13 protein-coding genes and 1 riboswitch are annotated in these 13456 nt (G+C 46.2%); of the genes, 1 reads left to right on the top strand and 12 read right to left on the bottom strand.

Annotated features, from left to right (window positions below):
• From BUA78_RS16265 to BUA78_RS16290, 6 genes are all read right to left on the bottom strand, one after another.
• Nucleotides 1-1299 (bottom strand): putative DNA modification/repair radical SAM protein, encoded by a 1299-nt coding sequence (locus tag BUA78_RS16265; protein ID WP_072916648.1) that lies wholly within the window; start codon nucleotides 1297-1299, stop codon nucleotides 1-3.
• A gap of 92 nt (nucleotides 1300-1391) precedes the next feature.
• Nucleotides 1392-3131 carry an aldehyde ferredoxin oxidoreductase N-terminal domain-containing protein gene (locus tag BUA78_RS16270; RefSeq protein ID WP_072916649.1) on the bottom strand — a complete coding sequence of 580 codons (1740 nt, stop codon included), beginning with the start codon at nucleotides 3129-3131 and terminating at the stop codon, nucleotides 1392-1394.
• Nucleotides 3121-3537: a 4Fe-4S dicluster domain-containing protein gene (locus BUA78_RS16275; RefSeq protein WP_072916651.1), complete on the bottom strand. Its 417-nt coding sequence runs from the start codon at nucleotides 3535-3537 to the stop codon at nucleotides 3121-3123. Before BUA78_RS16275 ends, BUA78_RS16270 begins: the two co-directional genes overlap by 11 nt.
• A 33-nt stretch (nucleotides 3538-3570) precedes the next feature.
• Complete coding sequence (gene asnS, locus BUA78_RS16280; RefSeq protein ID WP_072916652.1) at nucleotides 3571-4863, bottom strand: asparagine--tRNA ligase; 1293 nt, start codon at nucleotides 4861-4863, stop codon at nucleotides 3571-3573.
• A 113-nt stretch (nucleotides 4864-4976) separates the two neighbouring features.
• Nucleotides 4977-5756, bottom strand: coding sequence for an acyl-CoA dehydratase activase (locus tag BUA78_RS16285; RefSeq protein WP_072916654.1), 780 nt, complete (start codon nucleotides 5754-5756; stop codon nucleotides 4977-4979).
• A gap of 3 nt (nucleotides 5757-5759) precedes the next feature.
• Nucleotides 5760-6917 (bottom strand): double-cubane-cluster-containing anaerobic reductase, encoded by a 1158-nt coding sequence (locus BUA78_RS16290; protein WP_072916655.1) that lies wholly within the window; start codon nucleotides 6915-6917, stop codon nucleotides 5760-5762.
• 181 nt (nucleotides 6918-7098) lie between these two features.
• Between BUA78_RS16290 and BUA78_RS16295 the strand changes: the two genes are divergently transcribed.
• On the top strand, nucleotides 7099-7296 hold the full coding sequence (locus tag BUA78_RS16295) for a hypothetical protein (protein ID WP_238456855.1): 198 nt from the start codon (nucleotides 7099-7101) through the stop codon (nucleotides 7294-7296).
• Between the two features lie 26 nt (nucleotides 7297-7322).
• Here the strand turns inward: BUA78_RS16295 and pflA are convergent, their stop codons facing one another.
• The 6 genes from pflA to BUA78_RS16320 form a co-directional block, all read right to left on the bottom strand.
• Nucleotides 7323-8069: a pyruvate formate-lyase-activating protein gene (pflA, locus tag BUA78_RS16300; protein WP_084082477.1), complete on the bottom strand. Its 747-nt coding sequence runs from the start codon at nucleotides 8067-8069 to the stop codon at nucleotides 7323-7325.
• A gap of 16 nt (nucleotides 8070-8085) precedes the next feature.
• On the bottom strand, nucleotides 8086-10317 hold the full coding sequence (gene pflB, locus BUA78_RS16305; RefSeq protein ID WP_072916658.1) for a formate C-acetyltransferase: 2232 nt from the start codon (nucleotides 10315-10317) through the stop codon (nucleotides 8086-8088).
• A 155-nt stretch (nucleotides 10318-10472) separates the two neighbouring features.
• A riboswitch (ZMP/ZTP riboswitch) is annotated at nucleotides 10473-10556 on the bottom strand.
• A gap of 74 nt (nucleotides 10557-10630) precedes the next feature.
• Nucleotides 10631-11737 carry a DUF362 domain-containing protein gene (locus BUA78_RS16310; protein ID WP_072916660.1) on the bottom strand — a complete coding sequence of 369 codons (1107 nt, stop codon included), beginning with the start codon at nucleotides 11735-11737 and terminating at the stop codon, nucleotides 10631-10633.
• Between the two features lie 20 nt (nucleotides 11738-11757).
• A complete protein-coding gene (locus BUA78_RS20305) occupies nucleotides 11758-11895 on the bottom strand; it encodes a hypothetical protein (RefSeq protein WP_175549053.1) in 138 nt (45 codons plus the stop codon).
• Between the two features lie 142 nt (nucleotides 11896-12037).
• A complete protein-coding gene (locus BUA78_RS16315; protein ID WP_072916662.1) occupies nucleotides 12038-12319 on the bottom strand; it encodes a DUF503 domain-containing protein in 282 nt (93 codons plus the stop codon).
• 63 nt (nucleotides 12320-12382) lie between these two features.
• A complete protein-coding gene (locus tag BUA78_RS16320; protein ID WP_072916664.1) occupies nucleotides 12383-13222 on the bottom strand; it encodes a zinc metalloprotease HtpX in 840 nt (279 codons plus the stop codon).
• Nucleotides 13223-13456 lie beyond the last annotated feature (234 nt).

Consider the following 13456-nt stretch of genomic DNA (forward strand, 5'->3'; position numbering starts at 1 on the left):
TTAAAGTTCTCCCGTAATACTGGTGAGGGCATCCTGAACCGGTTGTTGATTTTCAACATCTGAAAATAAAGCAAGCTGGGTATAATTTTCTACCTTGGTAGGCTTAGCAAGCAATTTTTCTTTAATGGCTTCCTCCCGATAAGGAATTTGGCCAAAGTATTTTCCTTTGCAGGTTAAAAAATAACGAGCCCGCTTCATAACCACACCCAGCTTTTGTAGATCTTCAAAATCTAAGGAATGAAAGCGGCGTGCCGTAAGAATTCTTTGGGCCGACTTTACTCCAATGCCGGGAACCCGTAAGAGAAATCGATAATCCGCTTTGTTTACCTCCAGGGGAAACAGATGTAAATTACGCAGTGCCCAATCGGATTTAGGATCAAGCTGTAGGTGAAAGTTTGGGCTTGCCTCATTGAGTAGTTCCTTCGCTTCAAAACCATAAAATCGCAGCAACCAGTCTGCCTGGTACAAGCGGTGCTCCCGGTTTAGAGGCGGAGACGCCAGGGTAGGCAGCTTGGGATTTGTGGAGACCGGTACATAGGCAGAGTAGTAAACTCTTTTTAGGTGGACACGGCGGTAAAGGCTTTCTGAAAGCTGCAGAATACGCAGATCGGTGTCCGGTGTCGCACCAACAATTAACTGAGTACTTTGCCCCGCCGGTACAAAGGAAGGTGCCTTCCGCGATTGTTTCCTTTCTTCTTGGCTCTCAACAATCTGTGAGCCGATGAGTTTCATGGGCTGCAGGATATTTTCTCTTTTTTTCTGCGGCGCCAGCAACTGTAAGCTCTCGCTGGTGGGAAGTTCGATATTGACACTCATGCGGTCCACAAGGGTGCCGGTTTCCGCAATTAAACGCCAGTCGGCACCTGGAATGGCTTTTACATGAATGTAACCGTTAAACCTGTATTGAGTTCTCAATAGTTTTACTGTACGCAATAAAGCTTCCATGGTTTGATTGGGGTTGGGCCAAACAGCCGAGCTGAGAAATAACCCCTCGATGTAGTTTCTTCGGTAAAAATTGATGGTTAAATCTGCCACTTCCTCGGGGGTAAAAGCTGCCCGGGGCAGATCGTTACTGGCCCGGTTAACACAATAGGCACAGTCATAGACGCAAAAATTAGTCTGTAGGATTTTTAGCAGAGAGATGCAACGCCCGTCCTGGGACCAGCTATGGCAAATACCGCTGGCAGCGGCATTGCCCACTCCACCCGGTTTATTCTTGCGATTGCTGCCGCTGGAAGAGCAAGACACATCATACTTTGCCGCAGCAGACAGAATATTTAATTTCTCAAGCACTTCCACTAGCAACACCCCAACTAGCTCAACCGAACATATGTTTATGTTCTATAACTTACCATATTTCTTCTCTCTTGGCAAACAAAAAATACCTGCCCCTAATTTTGGGGACAGGTATGGGCTTTATAATGCTCTACCATTTCTTGAAAGGCTTCCCGGTTGAGATTACCCGTGACACTGGTTGTCTCAAAGAAACGTTTGGGAACTTCTACTTGATTAAAATCATAGCCTAACTGACGTCGAGTATCCTGCTTCAGCCTGAATATGTCTTCACCAAGCTTTTCCAGTTCTTCTTCCGTGCTGGGAATGCCGATGGAATCTAAAGCTGCTAGCACGGTATCCAGCTGGTAAATCTCCCGGGCAAAGAGGCAAATGGTGAGGCAGTTCAAGACATTGCGCCATTTTTCTTCTTTCACTAAAGCCTCTACTTTTTCCACCGGGGATTTATCCTTTAGTTTTTGATCCACTGAATAACCGGCATTATCTAAGTGACTGTGTCTGGCTCCCACAGCCTGTCCCAAGATGTTAGCATAACCCGTATGATAACCCGCAATCTCGTTTTTGGCCAAGGTCATCGCATACTCCTGCCCACCATATCGTTGGGCGGCAGCGTAGGCGCCAAGGGCTAAGAAACGATATAGCTCGTTGGGCTGCTGAACAAGCTTTCTGAGAATTTGCAAATAAGGCTTGGAGTGATCAAAGGCTGGCCTGACACCCAGCTGTTCTTCGGTCAGTATCCCTTTTTCAAAGGCTTCGGTCACCCAGCCCAACAGCACGCCAGCGGATATGGCATCCAATCCCAGCTCCTCCACAGCATCGATCAATTCATAAATCTTTTCCTGGCTAGACATGCCCAAAAAAGAGCCTAGGGCAAAGATTAATTCATGATCATAGGAGAGATTTTTGGATTCGTAATCGTACCCCGGACCGAACTCCCTGCGATGCAAACCAATATGAATGCAGCCAACCGGGCAACCGGCACAGGCCATTTTACGGATGAGGCTTTGTTCCGCAAAGGCTTCCCCGCTAATAGCTGCAGCTTGATCGAAAGAGCTTTGCTGCAGGTTTTTGGTGGGTAAGCCATTAAGGTTGTTCAGTCCATTGACATTAATAGCTGTACCGATGCCATGATACTTATCCATAATATCGGTGGTAACTGCTTTATTATAGATCTCTTTATAAACCCGGCTGTATTGGGCGAAATTTTCAATAGGTTCTTCTCTCTCGCCATGAATTACCACAGCCTTCAAATTCTTGGAGCCAAACAAGGCCCCTAAGCCCAGACGGCCAAAGTGGCGGTAGGTATCAACATTGACATTGGCAAAACGTACGCCCCGCTCGCCGGCTGGTCCGATGCGAATACAACTGCGATGCCCCCGACCCGACTCCAAATCTCGTAGGATACTACCGGTTTCTGAAACCGATAGTCCCCACAGGGCTGTGGCATCTTTAAATCGTACCCCTTGATGACTGATGGCTAGGTACATCGGCCGCTTCGCCCGTCCCTTAATAACAATGGCCTGGAACCCGGTCATGCGCATAGCCAGGGCCAGCCGCATACCAGCGTAACTCTCTCCCCACTCCCCGGTTAGCGGTGAACGGAATACCGCCACCGTTTTGGTTACCACCGGAAAAATGGTGGACATAGGGCCATTGGCTAGAATGATAGGCTGTACAGGGTCTAAAGCATCCTTCTCTACATCTACCAACTCGGAAAACAGCTTGGTAGCCACTCCAATACCCCCGATGAAGGGTGCTAAATCCTCCCGACGGATGGTTTCTACCCTTTCCTCCGCAAGGTTAATCACTAAGATTCTGGGTACTGGTTTAACGGCCATCTTCTCTTACCTCCATGGTAATTACCTGGTGAGGGCAAAAGCGAGTACAACTGCCGCATTGAATGCAGATAAGCGGTTTATTGCTGGTATGATCGAAACGAATGGTTTTAACCACACAGGCTTCCACGCACTCTTGACACCCCAGACATTTTTCCGGGATGAATCGAACACCACCGCCGTTGCGGGGCAGGAGAGCGCCGCAGTGGCAAGCCTTGGCACAGGCTGGTTCCGAACACCCTCGACAAATATCCGCTAAAAAGCGGCTTTGCAGCCCACCAGCCGTATGAATCTGAATCGCTGACTGCTGCAGGGAAAAGCTGTGCCGTACCGTTCTGGCACAGGCCAACATACAGGAATAACAGCCAATGCATTTGGCCATATAGTTTGCTTGCAGTATTTTTGCCATGGTAACCCCTTATCGTTGGTAAAGTGAGACGTGTTAGGGATACACGCGATAAAGCATGCGCGGGTAAGGAATGGTCTCCCGCACGTGATCCAATTTGCAAATCCAGGCTACTGTCCTCTCCAGGCCTAAACCAAAGCCGGCATGGGGCACACTGCCGTAGCGGCGTAAATCCAGATACCACTCAAAGGCTTCCTTAGGCAGTTTGTGCTCTTCGAGACGCTGTTCTAAAAGCTGCAGGTCATCAATCCGCTGACCACCGCCAATCATCTCGCCGTAACCTTCCGGTGCGATTAAATCGGCCCCTAAGACTACTTTGGGGTCTGCCGGGTCTGGCTTCATGTAAAAAGCTTTAATTTCTGTGGGGTAGCGATCAATAAATACCGGTGAGTCAAAGCTTTCGGAAATAATTGTTTCGTGAGGTGCGCCAAAGTCCTCGCCCCACACAAACTCCTCCCCTTTGCTCTTTAACAGTTCAACGGCTTCTGTATAGCTGAGTTTGGGAAAGGGAAGTTTAACAGCTTCCAGTTTACTGATATCCCGGCCCAATAATTCCAGATCTTTGCGACGGCGTTCTAAGACCCGCTGCACAATAAAATAAACCATTTCCTCCTGCAGCTTCATGTTATCTTCATGGTCAAAAAAAGCTGCCTCGGCTTCAATCATCCAAAATTCCATCAGGTGACGACGGGTCTTGGATTTTTCCGCCCGGAAGGTTGGTCCAAAGCAATACATACGTCCTACCGCCATGGCGGAGGCTTCATTGTACAGTTGACCGCTCTGGGTAAGATAGGCTTTTTCACCATGATAGTCCAATTCAAATAAAGTCGTAGTACCCTCGCAGGCCGCGGGCGTAATAATGGGGCTATCCACCAGGGTAAAGTCATTTTGGTGAAAAAAGTCCCGGGCAGTCTGTTCAATTTCCGCTCTAATGCGTAACACTGCGTTTTGCCGTGGGGTTCTAATCCACAGGTGTCGGCGATCCATTAAGAAATCTACGCCGTGCTCTTTATGGGTAATTGGATATTCTTGAGCTAAACTAATGAGTTCTACCCCGGTTACAGACATTTCATAACCACCCATAGAGCGGGGCTCTTCTCGCACAACTCCCTTTACTCGAATAGCAGATTCTTGGGTAATACCCTTGGCCATTTCAAAAAGTTCCGGTGCTTCACTCTTGACTAGTACGCTTTGCACCATGCCGGTACCGTCCCTGACAATTAAAAATTGGATCTTACCGGAGGAACGTTTGTTGTATAACCAGCCCTGAATCGTTACTTCTTCCCCTACATGTTTGCCAAGATGCTTAATCAATGTACCCTGTTGCATTTCTTCACCTCAACACAAAGTTTTCCATATTATATTATCATTCTCTACGGTGTTAAATCTATACAAATCTACTACTGCATAGCAAAGAGCCCCTGCTTTGAGGGGCTCTTTTATTACACGAAATCCTTTTTAGCTACGTCCCGGGCATGCAGCGCTGCACCTAAGGCTCCCGCCAATTGGCCCAGTTCCGGTGCAACTACCGGTGCGCCAGCTTCTATGGCTAAACGGTTTCTGACATCCTGGTTTTTAGCTACACCGCCGGTAAAAAGTATTTGCTTGGCCGGACCAAAACGGCTGGCCATACCCCAGACTCGCCGGGCCACTGAACGGTGAATGCCCGCTATGATGTCCTGTTTATCCGCTCCCTTGGCTAACAGACTGATAACCTCGGATTCGGCAAAAACAGTACACATACTGTTAATCTCCAGCGGTTGACGATCTTTGGCCAATTCTGCCAATTGGCTAACATCCACCCCCAGAGCCGCTGCCATTACTTGGAGAAAACGGCCGGTTCCTGCAGCACATTTATCGTTCATGGCAAAGTCAAGCACTTTACCTTGATCGTTCATTAGAATGGCTTTGCTGTCTTGACCACCGATATCAATCACTAGTCCACCACCACTGACCAGGTAATTAGCACCTCTGGCATGACAGTGTATTTCAGTTACTGCCTTATCGATGAACCCCAGAGAAATCCTGCCATAACCAGTTCCTACTCTATAGGCTACTTCACTGTCGCCAATTCCCGTCTGTTGCAGCAGTTCCTGATACGTATTTAGGCCAGCCTCTCTGGGACTCCAGCCAGTGGGGCGAACCAAATAGTAAATTTCATCTTCTTGTAAGAAAACGACTTTTGTCGATACGGAACCCACATCTATGCCAGCAGTGATCATCTACTATTCCCCCTGAACTAGCTCCAGGAAGGCTTGTACCCGAACCCTGAGCTGTTCCACATCGGATTCTGAGTAATCGGTCTCCAAATGCATATACGGTAGATTTAGCTCATTTTGTACATAATCCCGGATAACAAAGGCTTCCACGTTATAGGTGTGACAGGCCTGCCAAGTAAGATCCACCACGGCATCCACTTGATATTCCTTCGCCATTTTATTAATTAACTCTAATCTGCCCTCGTTGGGAGACATGCAGGAACAAGGAATGCTCAGGTATTTTTCAGCTAAGGCGACCATGACATCTTTGTTTTCGTCTTCATCAACCAGCCGATCCAGTGCTTTGTAGCCAGAGCAGTTTTCAAAGGCCACCACCGAAGCACCACTCTCTTCCAGCAAACGTACCACTTTCTCAGAGCCAAAGCCAACCGGACAGCCCGTTAGCAAGATACGGGGTGTTTCAGAGGTAAAGGGACTGCTACCCTGGGCAGCAAGCTCTTCAATTTCAGCGGTTAAGTCTTCCACTAATTTAATGCCGTCTTCTTTATTAATATTAAAGCTCTTTGTCCAGACCGAAACCAACAGATCTACACCAGTGACCGGTGAGGGTTTAACCTTGGTGGTAGCATGCAGGCGGCGCATGACTTCTCTTTCCCGGTTCATTAGTTTAATGGCACTTCTGAGATCTTCTTCAGAGATTTCCACCGCAAATTTTTCTGCTAACCAATCTTTAAAAATCTCCATTTCTTTGGTCCAGGCGGCCAGTGTTTGTTTCCCATTTTGGTTTTGGGGCAAATTCATGACATGCATGGGCTTGATTTTGCTCATTAACTCATACATTTTTTTCTTACCATCGCAAGTGGTTTCTGCCACCAATACATCCGCTGCTTCAAAATACGGACACTTTTTGCTAACAGCAAAGCCATAGCTTGATTTAATCAAAGGACAGAGATTCCTTGGCAAATCTCTTTCAGCCGCGGCAATGGGTTCTTGCCGGGTGCCACACAGGGTTACGGGATGGGCTCCTGCCGCTAATATGATCTCTTGGGGGGAATAGGTGCAGTAACAACCAACCACCTTTCTTCCCTCTAGTTTCGCGTTTTGTACGGTAAGTACATTTAAGTTTCTTAATTCATCAAAAATCTTCATGCTTTGAGGTCTCATGAATTAGTTCCTCCACTTTCATTTATTTACTCCATTTTTAAAATATTAAAGCCCAGAATCTATATTCCTTTTATAATAAATATAAAATTATTTCATAGATAACCAGAGTATTATAACTAAAGTGGATTGTTGTTCTTTCTGCTGATTCCCTGTGATATAATTTTGGCAAGGGAGGGACCAAATGGTGTTTGATATTATCTGTTATCGCTTAAAAGGCCACCTTAATTATCAATGTGAGATTGTAGCTGCGGGAAAATCTATTGAAGATGCCGTGGACAACTGGCAAAATGTTGTAGACAGCCACAGAGTTACTGGTTTTACTAGCCAAGAGGCAGCCAATGATTATGTCAGGAAAAATTATGAGAATGACTCTAACTAAACTATGCTGTAAACAGTAAGACCCTCCTAAGAAATGTAGGAGGGTCTTATCGTGCTTAAACCAATAGCAGCTAGCAGATCCTTTGAGACAGTCTCAAGGTCTTTTTCATTCGGAGGCTTTACGTTATGTAACGTGTAGATTAAGCCAAGTTTTTGCCATTTGTGAATGCCTAAAGGGTGGTAAGGCAATAATTCTATTTTTTGTACCTGATCGCCTAGGGTAGTTAGGAGTTCTTTTAATTTAGCGATCTGCACCGGAGAATCATTGATGCCCGGAAGCACAACATAGCGTATCCAGAGAGGAGTCTTTCTTTCCTGAATAGTTTTGAGGGCAGTATAAAATGTGTCGTCACTTTTTCCTGTCAACCAACGGTAAAGCTGATGATCGGTGGCCTTTACATCTAGCACCAACAGGTCCGTGTAGGACAAGACTTTTTCCAGGGCTGTTCTGTTAACCCAACCGGAGGTGTCAACGGCTGTATGAATACCTGCCTTTTTACATTCTTTCAATATGTCAGCAGCAAATTCCGCTTGTAGTAATGGTTCACCCCCTGAGATGGTTACACCGCCCTGGTTCGTAAAGTAATGTTTAAATCTAAGTACCTTTTTGATTACTTCGGAAGCATTAATCTCATACCCGTCCTGGGGATTCCAGGTATCTGGGTTATGGCAATAGCGGCACCGCAAGGCACACCCTTGGAAAAAGATAACACAGCGCAACCCCGGACCATCCAGGGTACCACAACTCTCAATGGAATGAATTCTCCCTTTCAATGGTTTCCCTCCCTGGTTAGAATCTCTCAAAGAAGGTTCTCTGAATCACTTCAAGCTGGTGAGCCCTGGACAGTTTGGTGAAATGTACGGCATATCCGGAAACCCTCACCGTTAATTGTGGATACTTCTCCGGTTCCTGGATAGCCTTTTCCAGGGTTTCCCTGTCCAGAACGTTAACGTTTAGGTGGTGAGCCTGCTGGCTAAAATAGCCGTCCAGGATAGCAACTAGGTTACCCACCCTATCTTCTACACTTTTGCCCAGAGCCCTGGGAATCATGGAAAAGGTATTACTGATCCCATCTAAGCAGGCTTCATAGGGCAATTTGGCCACGGAATTAAGACTGGCTAGAGCTCCGTTGGTATCCCTGCCATGCATGGGGTTGGCACCGGGAGCAAAGGCTGCCCCGCTTGGCCTGCCATCAGGAGTTGTGCCGGTTTTTTTACCATACATCACATTGGAAGTGATGGTCAGTACGGACAGAGTGTGTCTGGCATTTCTATAGGCGGTATATTTTTTCAAAGTATGGCTAAAACCGCGAACCAATTCAACGGCAATGGCATCCACACGGTCATCATCGTTTCCGTACTTAGGGAAATCACCCTCAATTTTAAAGTCAACGGCTATGCCTGCCTCATTCCGTATCGGGTAAACTTTAGCATGTTTAATGGCACTCAAGGAATCGGCTACCACTGACAGGCCTGCTATACCAAAGGCCATCAGACGTTCTACTTCACTATCGTGTAAGGCCATTTGTATCTTTTCGTAGGCGTACTTATCATGCATGAAGTGAATTAAATTCATGGTGCTAACATAAAGCTGGCATAACCAGTCTTGTAACCCTATAAAATTTCTTTTCACCTGTTCATACTGTAGAACCTCTCCCTCCGGCAGGGGAACCTCCGGGGCCAATTGTTTACCTGTGATTTCATCCCTGCCACCGTTAATTGCTAACAGTAACAACTTGGCCAGGTTAGCCCGGGCTCCGAAAAACTGCATCTGTTTCCCTATTTTCATCGCCGACACACAACAGGCAATGCCGTAATCGTCACCAAAGTAGCCACGCATGAGGTCGTCATTTTCATATTGCACGGAGCTGGTCTGGATAGAAATTTGGCTGCAAAAATCTTTAAAGGGTTTCGGTAAACTCTTTGACCACAATACCGTTAAATTTGGCTCAGGAGCCGGACCAAGGTTAATTAGTGTTTGCAAAAAACGATAAGAGTTCTTCGTCACCATGGTTCTTCCGTCCAACCCCATTCCCCCGATGGCTTCCGTAATCCACATCGGGTCACCGGCAAATAATTTATCGTAATCCGGTGTTCTTAACTGCCGGGCCAAGCGTAATTTAATGACGAACTGATCAACTAATTCCTGGGCTTCCCTTTCATTTAATAAACCTGTCCTTACATCTCTTTCAATATAGATGTCAAGAAATGTGCTGACTCGGCCCAGCGACATAGCAGCACCGTTTTGCTCCTTGATGGCAGCCAAATAGGCAAAATATACCCATTGAAAGGCCTCCCGGGCATTGGCAGCGGGCTGGTCGATGGCAATGCCGTATTGACCCGCCATTTCCTTTAGCAATTGTAATGATTTCACTTGTTCTTTTATTTCTTCTCTTACTTGTATGGTTTCGGAAGTCATCGGCGGCGAGGACATTCCCTTTAGATCTTTTTCTTTTTCTGTTATCAGCCTGTCCACCCCGTAGAGGGCTACTCTTCTGTAATCCCCGATAATTCTGCCCCTGCCATAAGCATCGGGCAGCCCGGTAATAATGCCCAGGCTTCTGGCCTGGCGCATCTCGTTGGTGTAGGTGTCAAACACGCCGTCATTATGGGTTTTTCTATATTTGGCAAAAAACTCTTCCAACTGACGGTCAAAGGTATAACCGTAAGCATTACAGGCTTCCCTGGCCATTCGTAAGCCGCCAAAGGGGTTTACAGAACGTTCCAAAGGTCTTTCGGTCTGTACTCCGACAATAAGTTCCCGTTCGCGGTCAATATACCCCGGTCCATAAGCATTAATGCCGGAAACACGGGAAATATCAACACTGAGTACCCCGCCATTGGCTCGTTCTTCCTGAAAAAGTGCCAAACATTTTTCCCAGAGTTTTTTTGTTTTTTCAGTTTCATTACAAAGAAAATCTTTACCTCCAGAATACGGGGTGTAATTATGCTGGATAAAGTCCCGGACGTCTATTTCCTGTTGCCATTTTTGCCCCAAAAAACCATGCCACTCTTGTTTCACGCTAGCCAACTCCTTTATATTAGAAAAACTTGGCTTGTGCCAAGTCTTTGACTCGGGCAGAAGCCTTAGTTTTTCTTATACTTTCGTCAATAGAAATTTTATACTTCTGAAAGTGAAAATAAAAACCGCCTGGACAATAACATTACTAAAGTAATGTTATTTGCCCAGGCGGTCGGCGTTAAACAGTTACAATCCTCTGTGGTACTCCACAAATAATTCCGCCAGTCATGCAACTGTTACTATTGAATTTTAATTAAAATTATAAACACAGCGTAAACAATTTGCAATAGTTAATTATCCAACCTACGCTATGTTAGATCTTAATTAGTTCATATTTTCGGCTGCCCAACCCAATGCTTTCTGCGTATTCCAAACCACGCCGCCAATCAACATGGGGCCAGAGGGCACGAAATTTATCGGAGCCATGGGGTTGTCCTTCTAATCGGGAACCAGGTAGACCATGTTCCTGGTTAATCAAGTCAATACAGGCCTGGTCTAAGGCCACTGGGTCCAAGGACGCCAGAATACCAATATCCCGAACAATGGGTGCATCGTTCCAACCACAGCAATCACATTCCGGGGAAATATTCGTCACAAAGGTAACGAAACCACACTTGTCTTGATAGTGCTTCAGTACACCAAGGGTATACTCGGCAATTTTTTCTTGAATGATATCCGCCTCAGTTTTCCAATTGACAGCAATGGCGCCAAAGGGACAACTAACGGTGCATTCGCCACAGCCAATGCAATGTTCCTCTAAAATAAAGGATTTTTTATCCTCTCCCACGGAAATAGCCTGACCGGGACACCATTGATGGCACTTACTACAGCCGGTGCATTTTTCGCTACTAATGGTAGGACGTACATCAGAGTGCATCATTTGCTTGCCGCTGCGTGAGCCAAGGCCCATACCAATATTCTTCATGACCCCGCCGTAGCCGGTCAGTTCGTGGCCCTTCAAGTGGCTGATGGCAATAAAAGAATTGGCATGGAGAGCAGACGAACCAATCTTCACTTCTTTAAAATGCTTCAGATTTACTTCTACGTTGGTATATTCTTTACCCGTCAAACCGTCGGCAATGACCAAGGGTGCGTTAACTACAGAATAACCCCAGCCGTTTTCAATGGCTGTTTGCAGGTGATCTACTGCATTGGCACGGCTACCCACATACAAGGTATTGGCATCGGTTAAGTAAGGTTTTCCCCCTGCTTCTTTCACCTTATCCACCACACGTCTGATAAATTGAGGCCTTATGTAGGCAGTGTTGCCTCGCTCGCCAAAGTGAACCTTGATGGCCACCAAATCATTGGGCGCAACAATATCCTTAATCCCAGAGCGCTCATAGAGACGCTGCAGTTTGTCCAGCAAATTTTGCTTTACGCTGGCCCGAGTATCCGCAAAATAAACCTTAGCCGTCAATGTAATTACCCCTTTTATAATTATTTATAAAAAGATATATCATTTAGTTTAAACCAGCCAAAAGTATCCAACGTATCAGCCAGTAAGTCGAAGAGAATTTTTTGTTCTTCAAAGGTCAAATCCTCAATTTGTTTAAGTAATTCTTCTACTCTAGTCATCCATCATCTAGCCTCCTCTAGAAAAACTCGGCTTACGCTAAATCCTTAATGCCGGCAGAAATTGGGTTTGCCCTTATTTTCTGATATGCCAAGCCAATTCCTTTTTCTTTAGAATATCTTATTCCCTTCTTTTAGGCAATTTTTATAATATTTCTATATTATAGTGAACAAGGTCTGCTCCTCCATTTGCTTCGATGGAACGTATGATCGTATCCAGCATTTGGCTAACATGACTGGTTTCATTACTTACCACCGCCACTCCCAGGGTAGCACGTTGCCATAGGTCCTGATAATCCACCTCGGCAATGGATGCATTATATTTGCTTCTTACACGATCAATGATACTCTTTAAAACCCTTCTTTTTTCTTTCAGGGTGGTAGCTCCCCCTATGTGCAGTTCTATTGTCATCAATCCTACGATCAAAGTAACCACTCCTTTATTTGTTTTAGGGAAGGAAAAAGGGCTACCCCCTCAGGGGTGCCCTAGTTAAAACCTCATTTGACGTAGGCGCGTTACACGTTCCTGAATGGGCGGGTGAGTGCTGAATAGTTTTGCTACCGATTTAGCCGAAAGCGGGTTGGTGATAAACATATGGGAAGCAGCAGGGTTCACCTGCATGGGGATTTGGTGCGCCGCCCTTTCCAATTTTAACAAAGCATTGGCCAATCCCTCGGGCCGACCGGCAATCTTAGCCCCCAATTCATCTGCCGCATACTCCCGTGAACGGGAGATGGCCAGCTGCACGATGGTTGCCGCCAAGGGTGCCAGCAAAGCCAGTACCAAGGCACCGATACCACCGCCTTCCTCACTGTCCCCTCTCATGCCACCGAAAATGGCACCCCATTGAATAATATTGGCAATCCAGGTGATTGCTCCGGCAAAGGCTGCTGCAATGGTGCTTACCAAAATATCCCGATTGGCAATGTGGGCTAACTCGTGTGCCAGTACGCCCGCCAATTCATCTTTGTCACACAGATGGAGCAAACCTTCGGTTACCGCCACTGCAGAATGCTGGGGGTTGCGCCCGGTAGCAAAGGCATTGGGCTGAGGGGAAGGAGTAATATACACCTTCGGCATGGGAAGCCCTGCCCTTTGGGCCAGTTTTCTAATAATCGCATATAACTCCGGTGCTTCCTGCTCGGATACCGGTTGAGAACGGGTCATCTTAATAGCCATTTTATCACTGTAGAAATAGCTAAAGAGGTTCATCCCCAGGGAAAGGAGTAAGAACAAGGTAGCCCCCCTGGGACCACCGACAGCACTACCTATGGTAACGAGGATAACACTCAAAACACCCATCAGAAGAATTGCTTTTAAGTTGTTCATTCTGAAAGTATCCCTCCTTACAACCTTAACACAGAAAACTATTCTAAGAAGCAATTACAAAATCCTGCCAATTAGCTTTTCTCTATACTATATTATTACCTACCACCTCCTATTTATGGTGATTATTTTGTATTTAGATATAGAAAAAGACCTTTAACACAAAATTCCCCAAGGAACCCTGTGTTAAAGGTCTTGCCATTGGAATAAGATCCAACAACGAAGCCAGGTGATTGA

The sequence above is a fragment of the Desulforamulus aeronauticus DSM 10349 genome (assembly GCF_900142375.1).
In the GTDB taxonomy this organism is placed as follows: Bacteria; Bacillota; Desulfotomaculia; order Desulfotomaculales; family Desulfotomaculaceae; genus Desulfotomaculum; species Desulfotomaculum aeronauticum.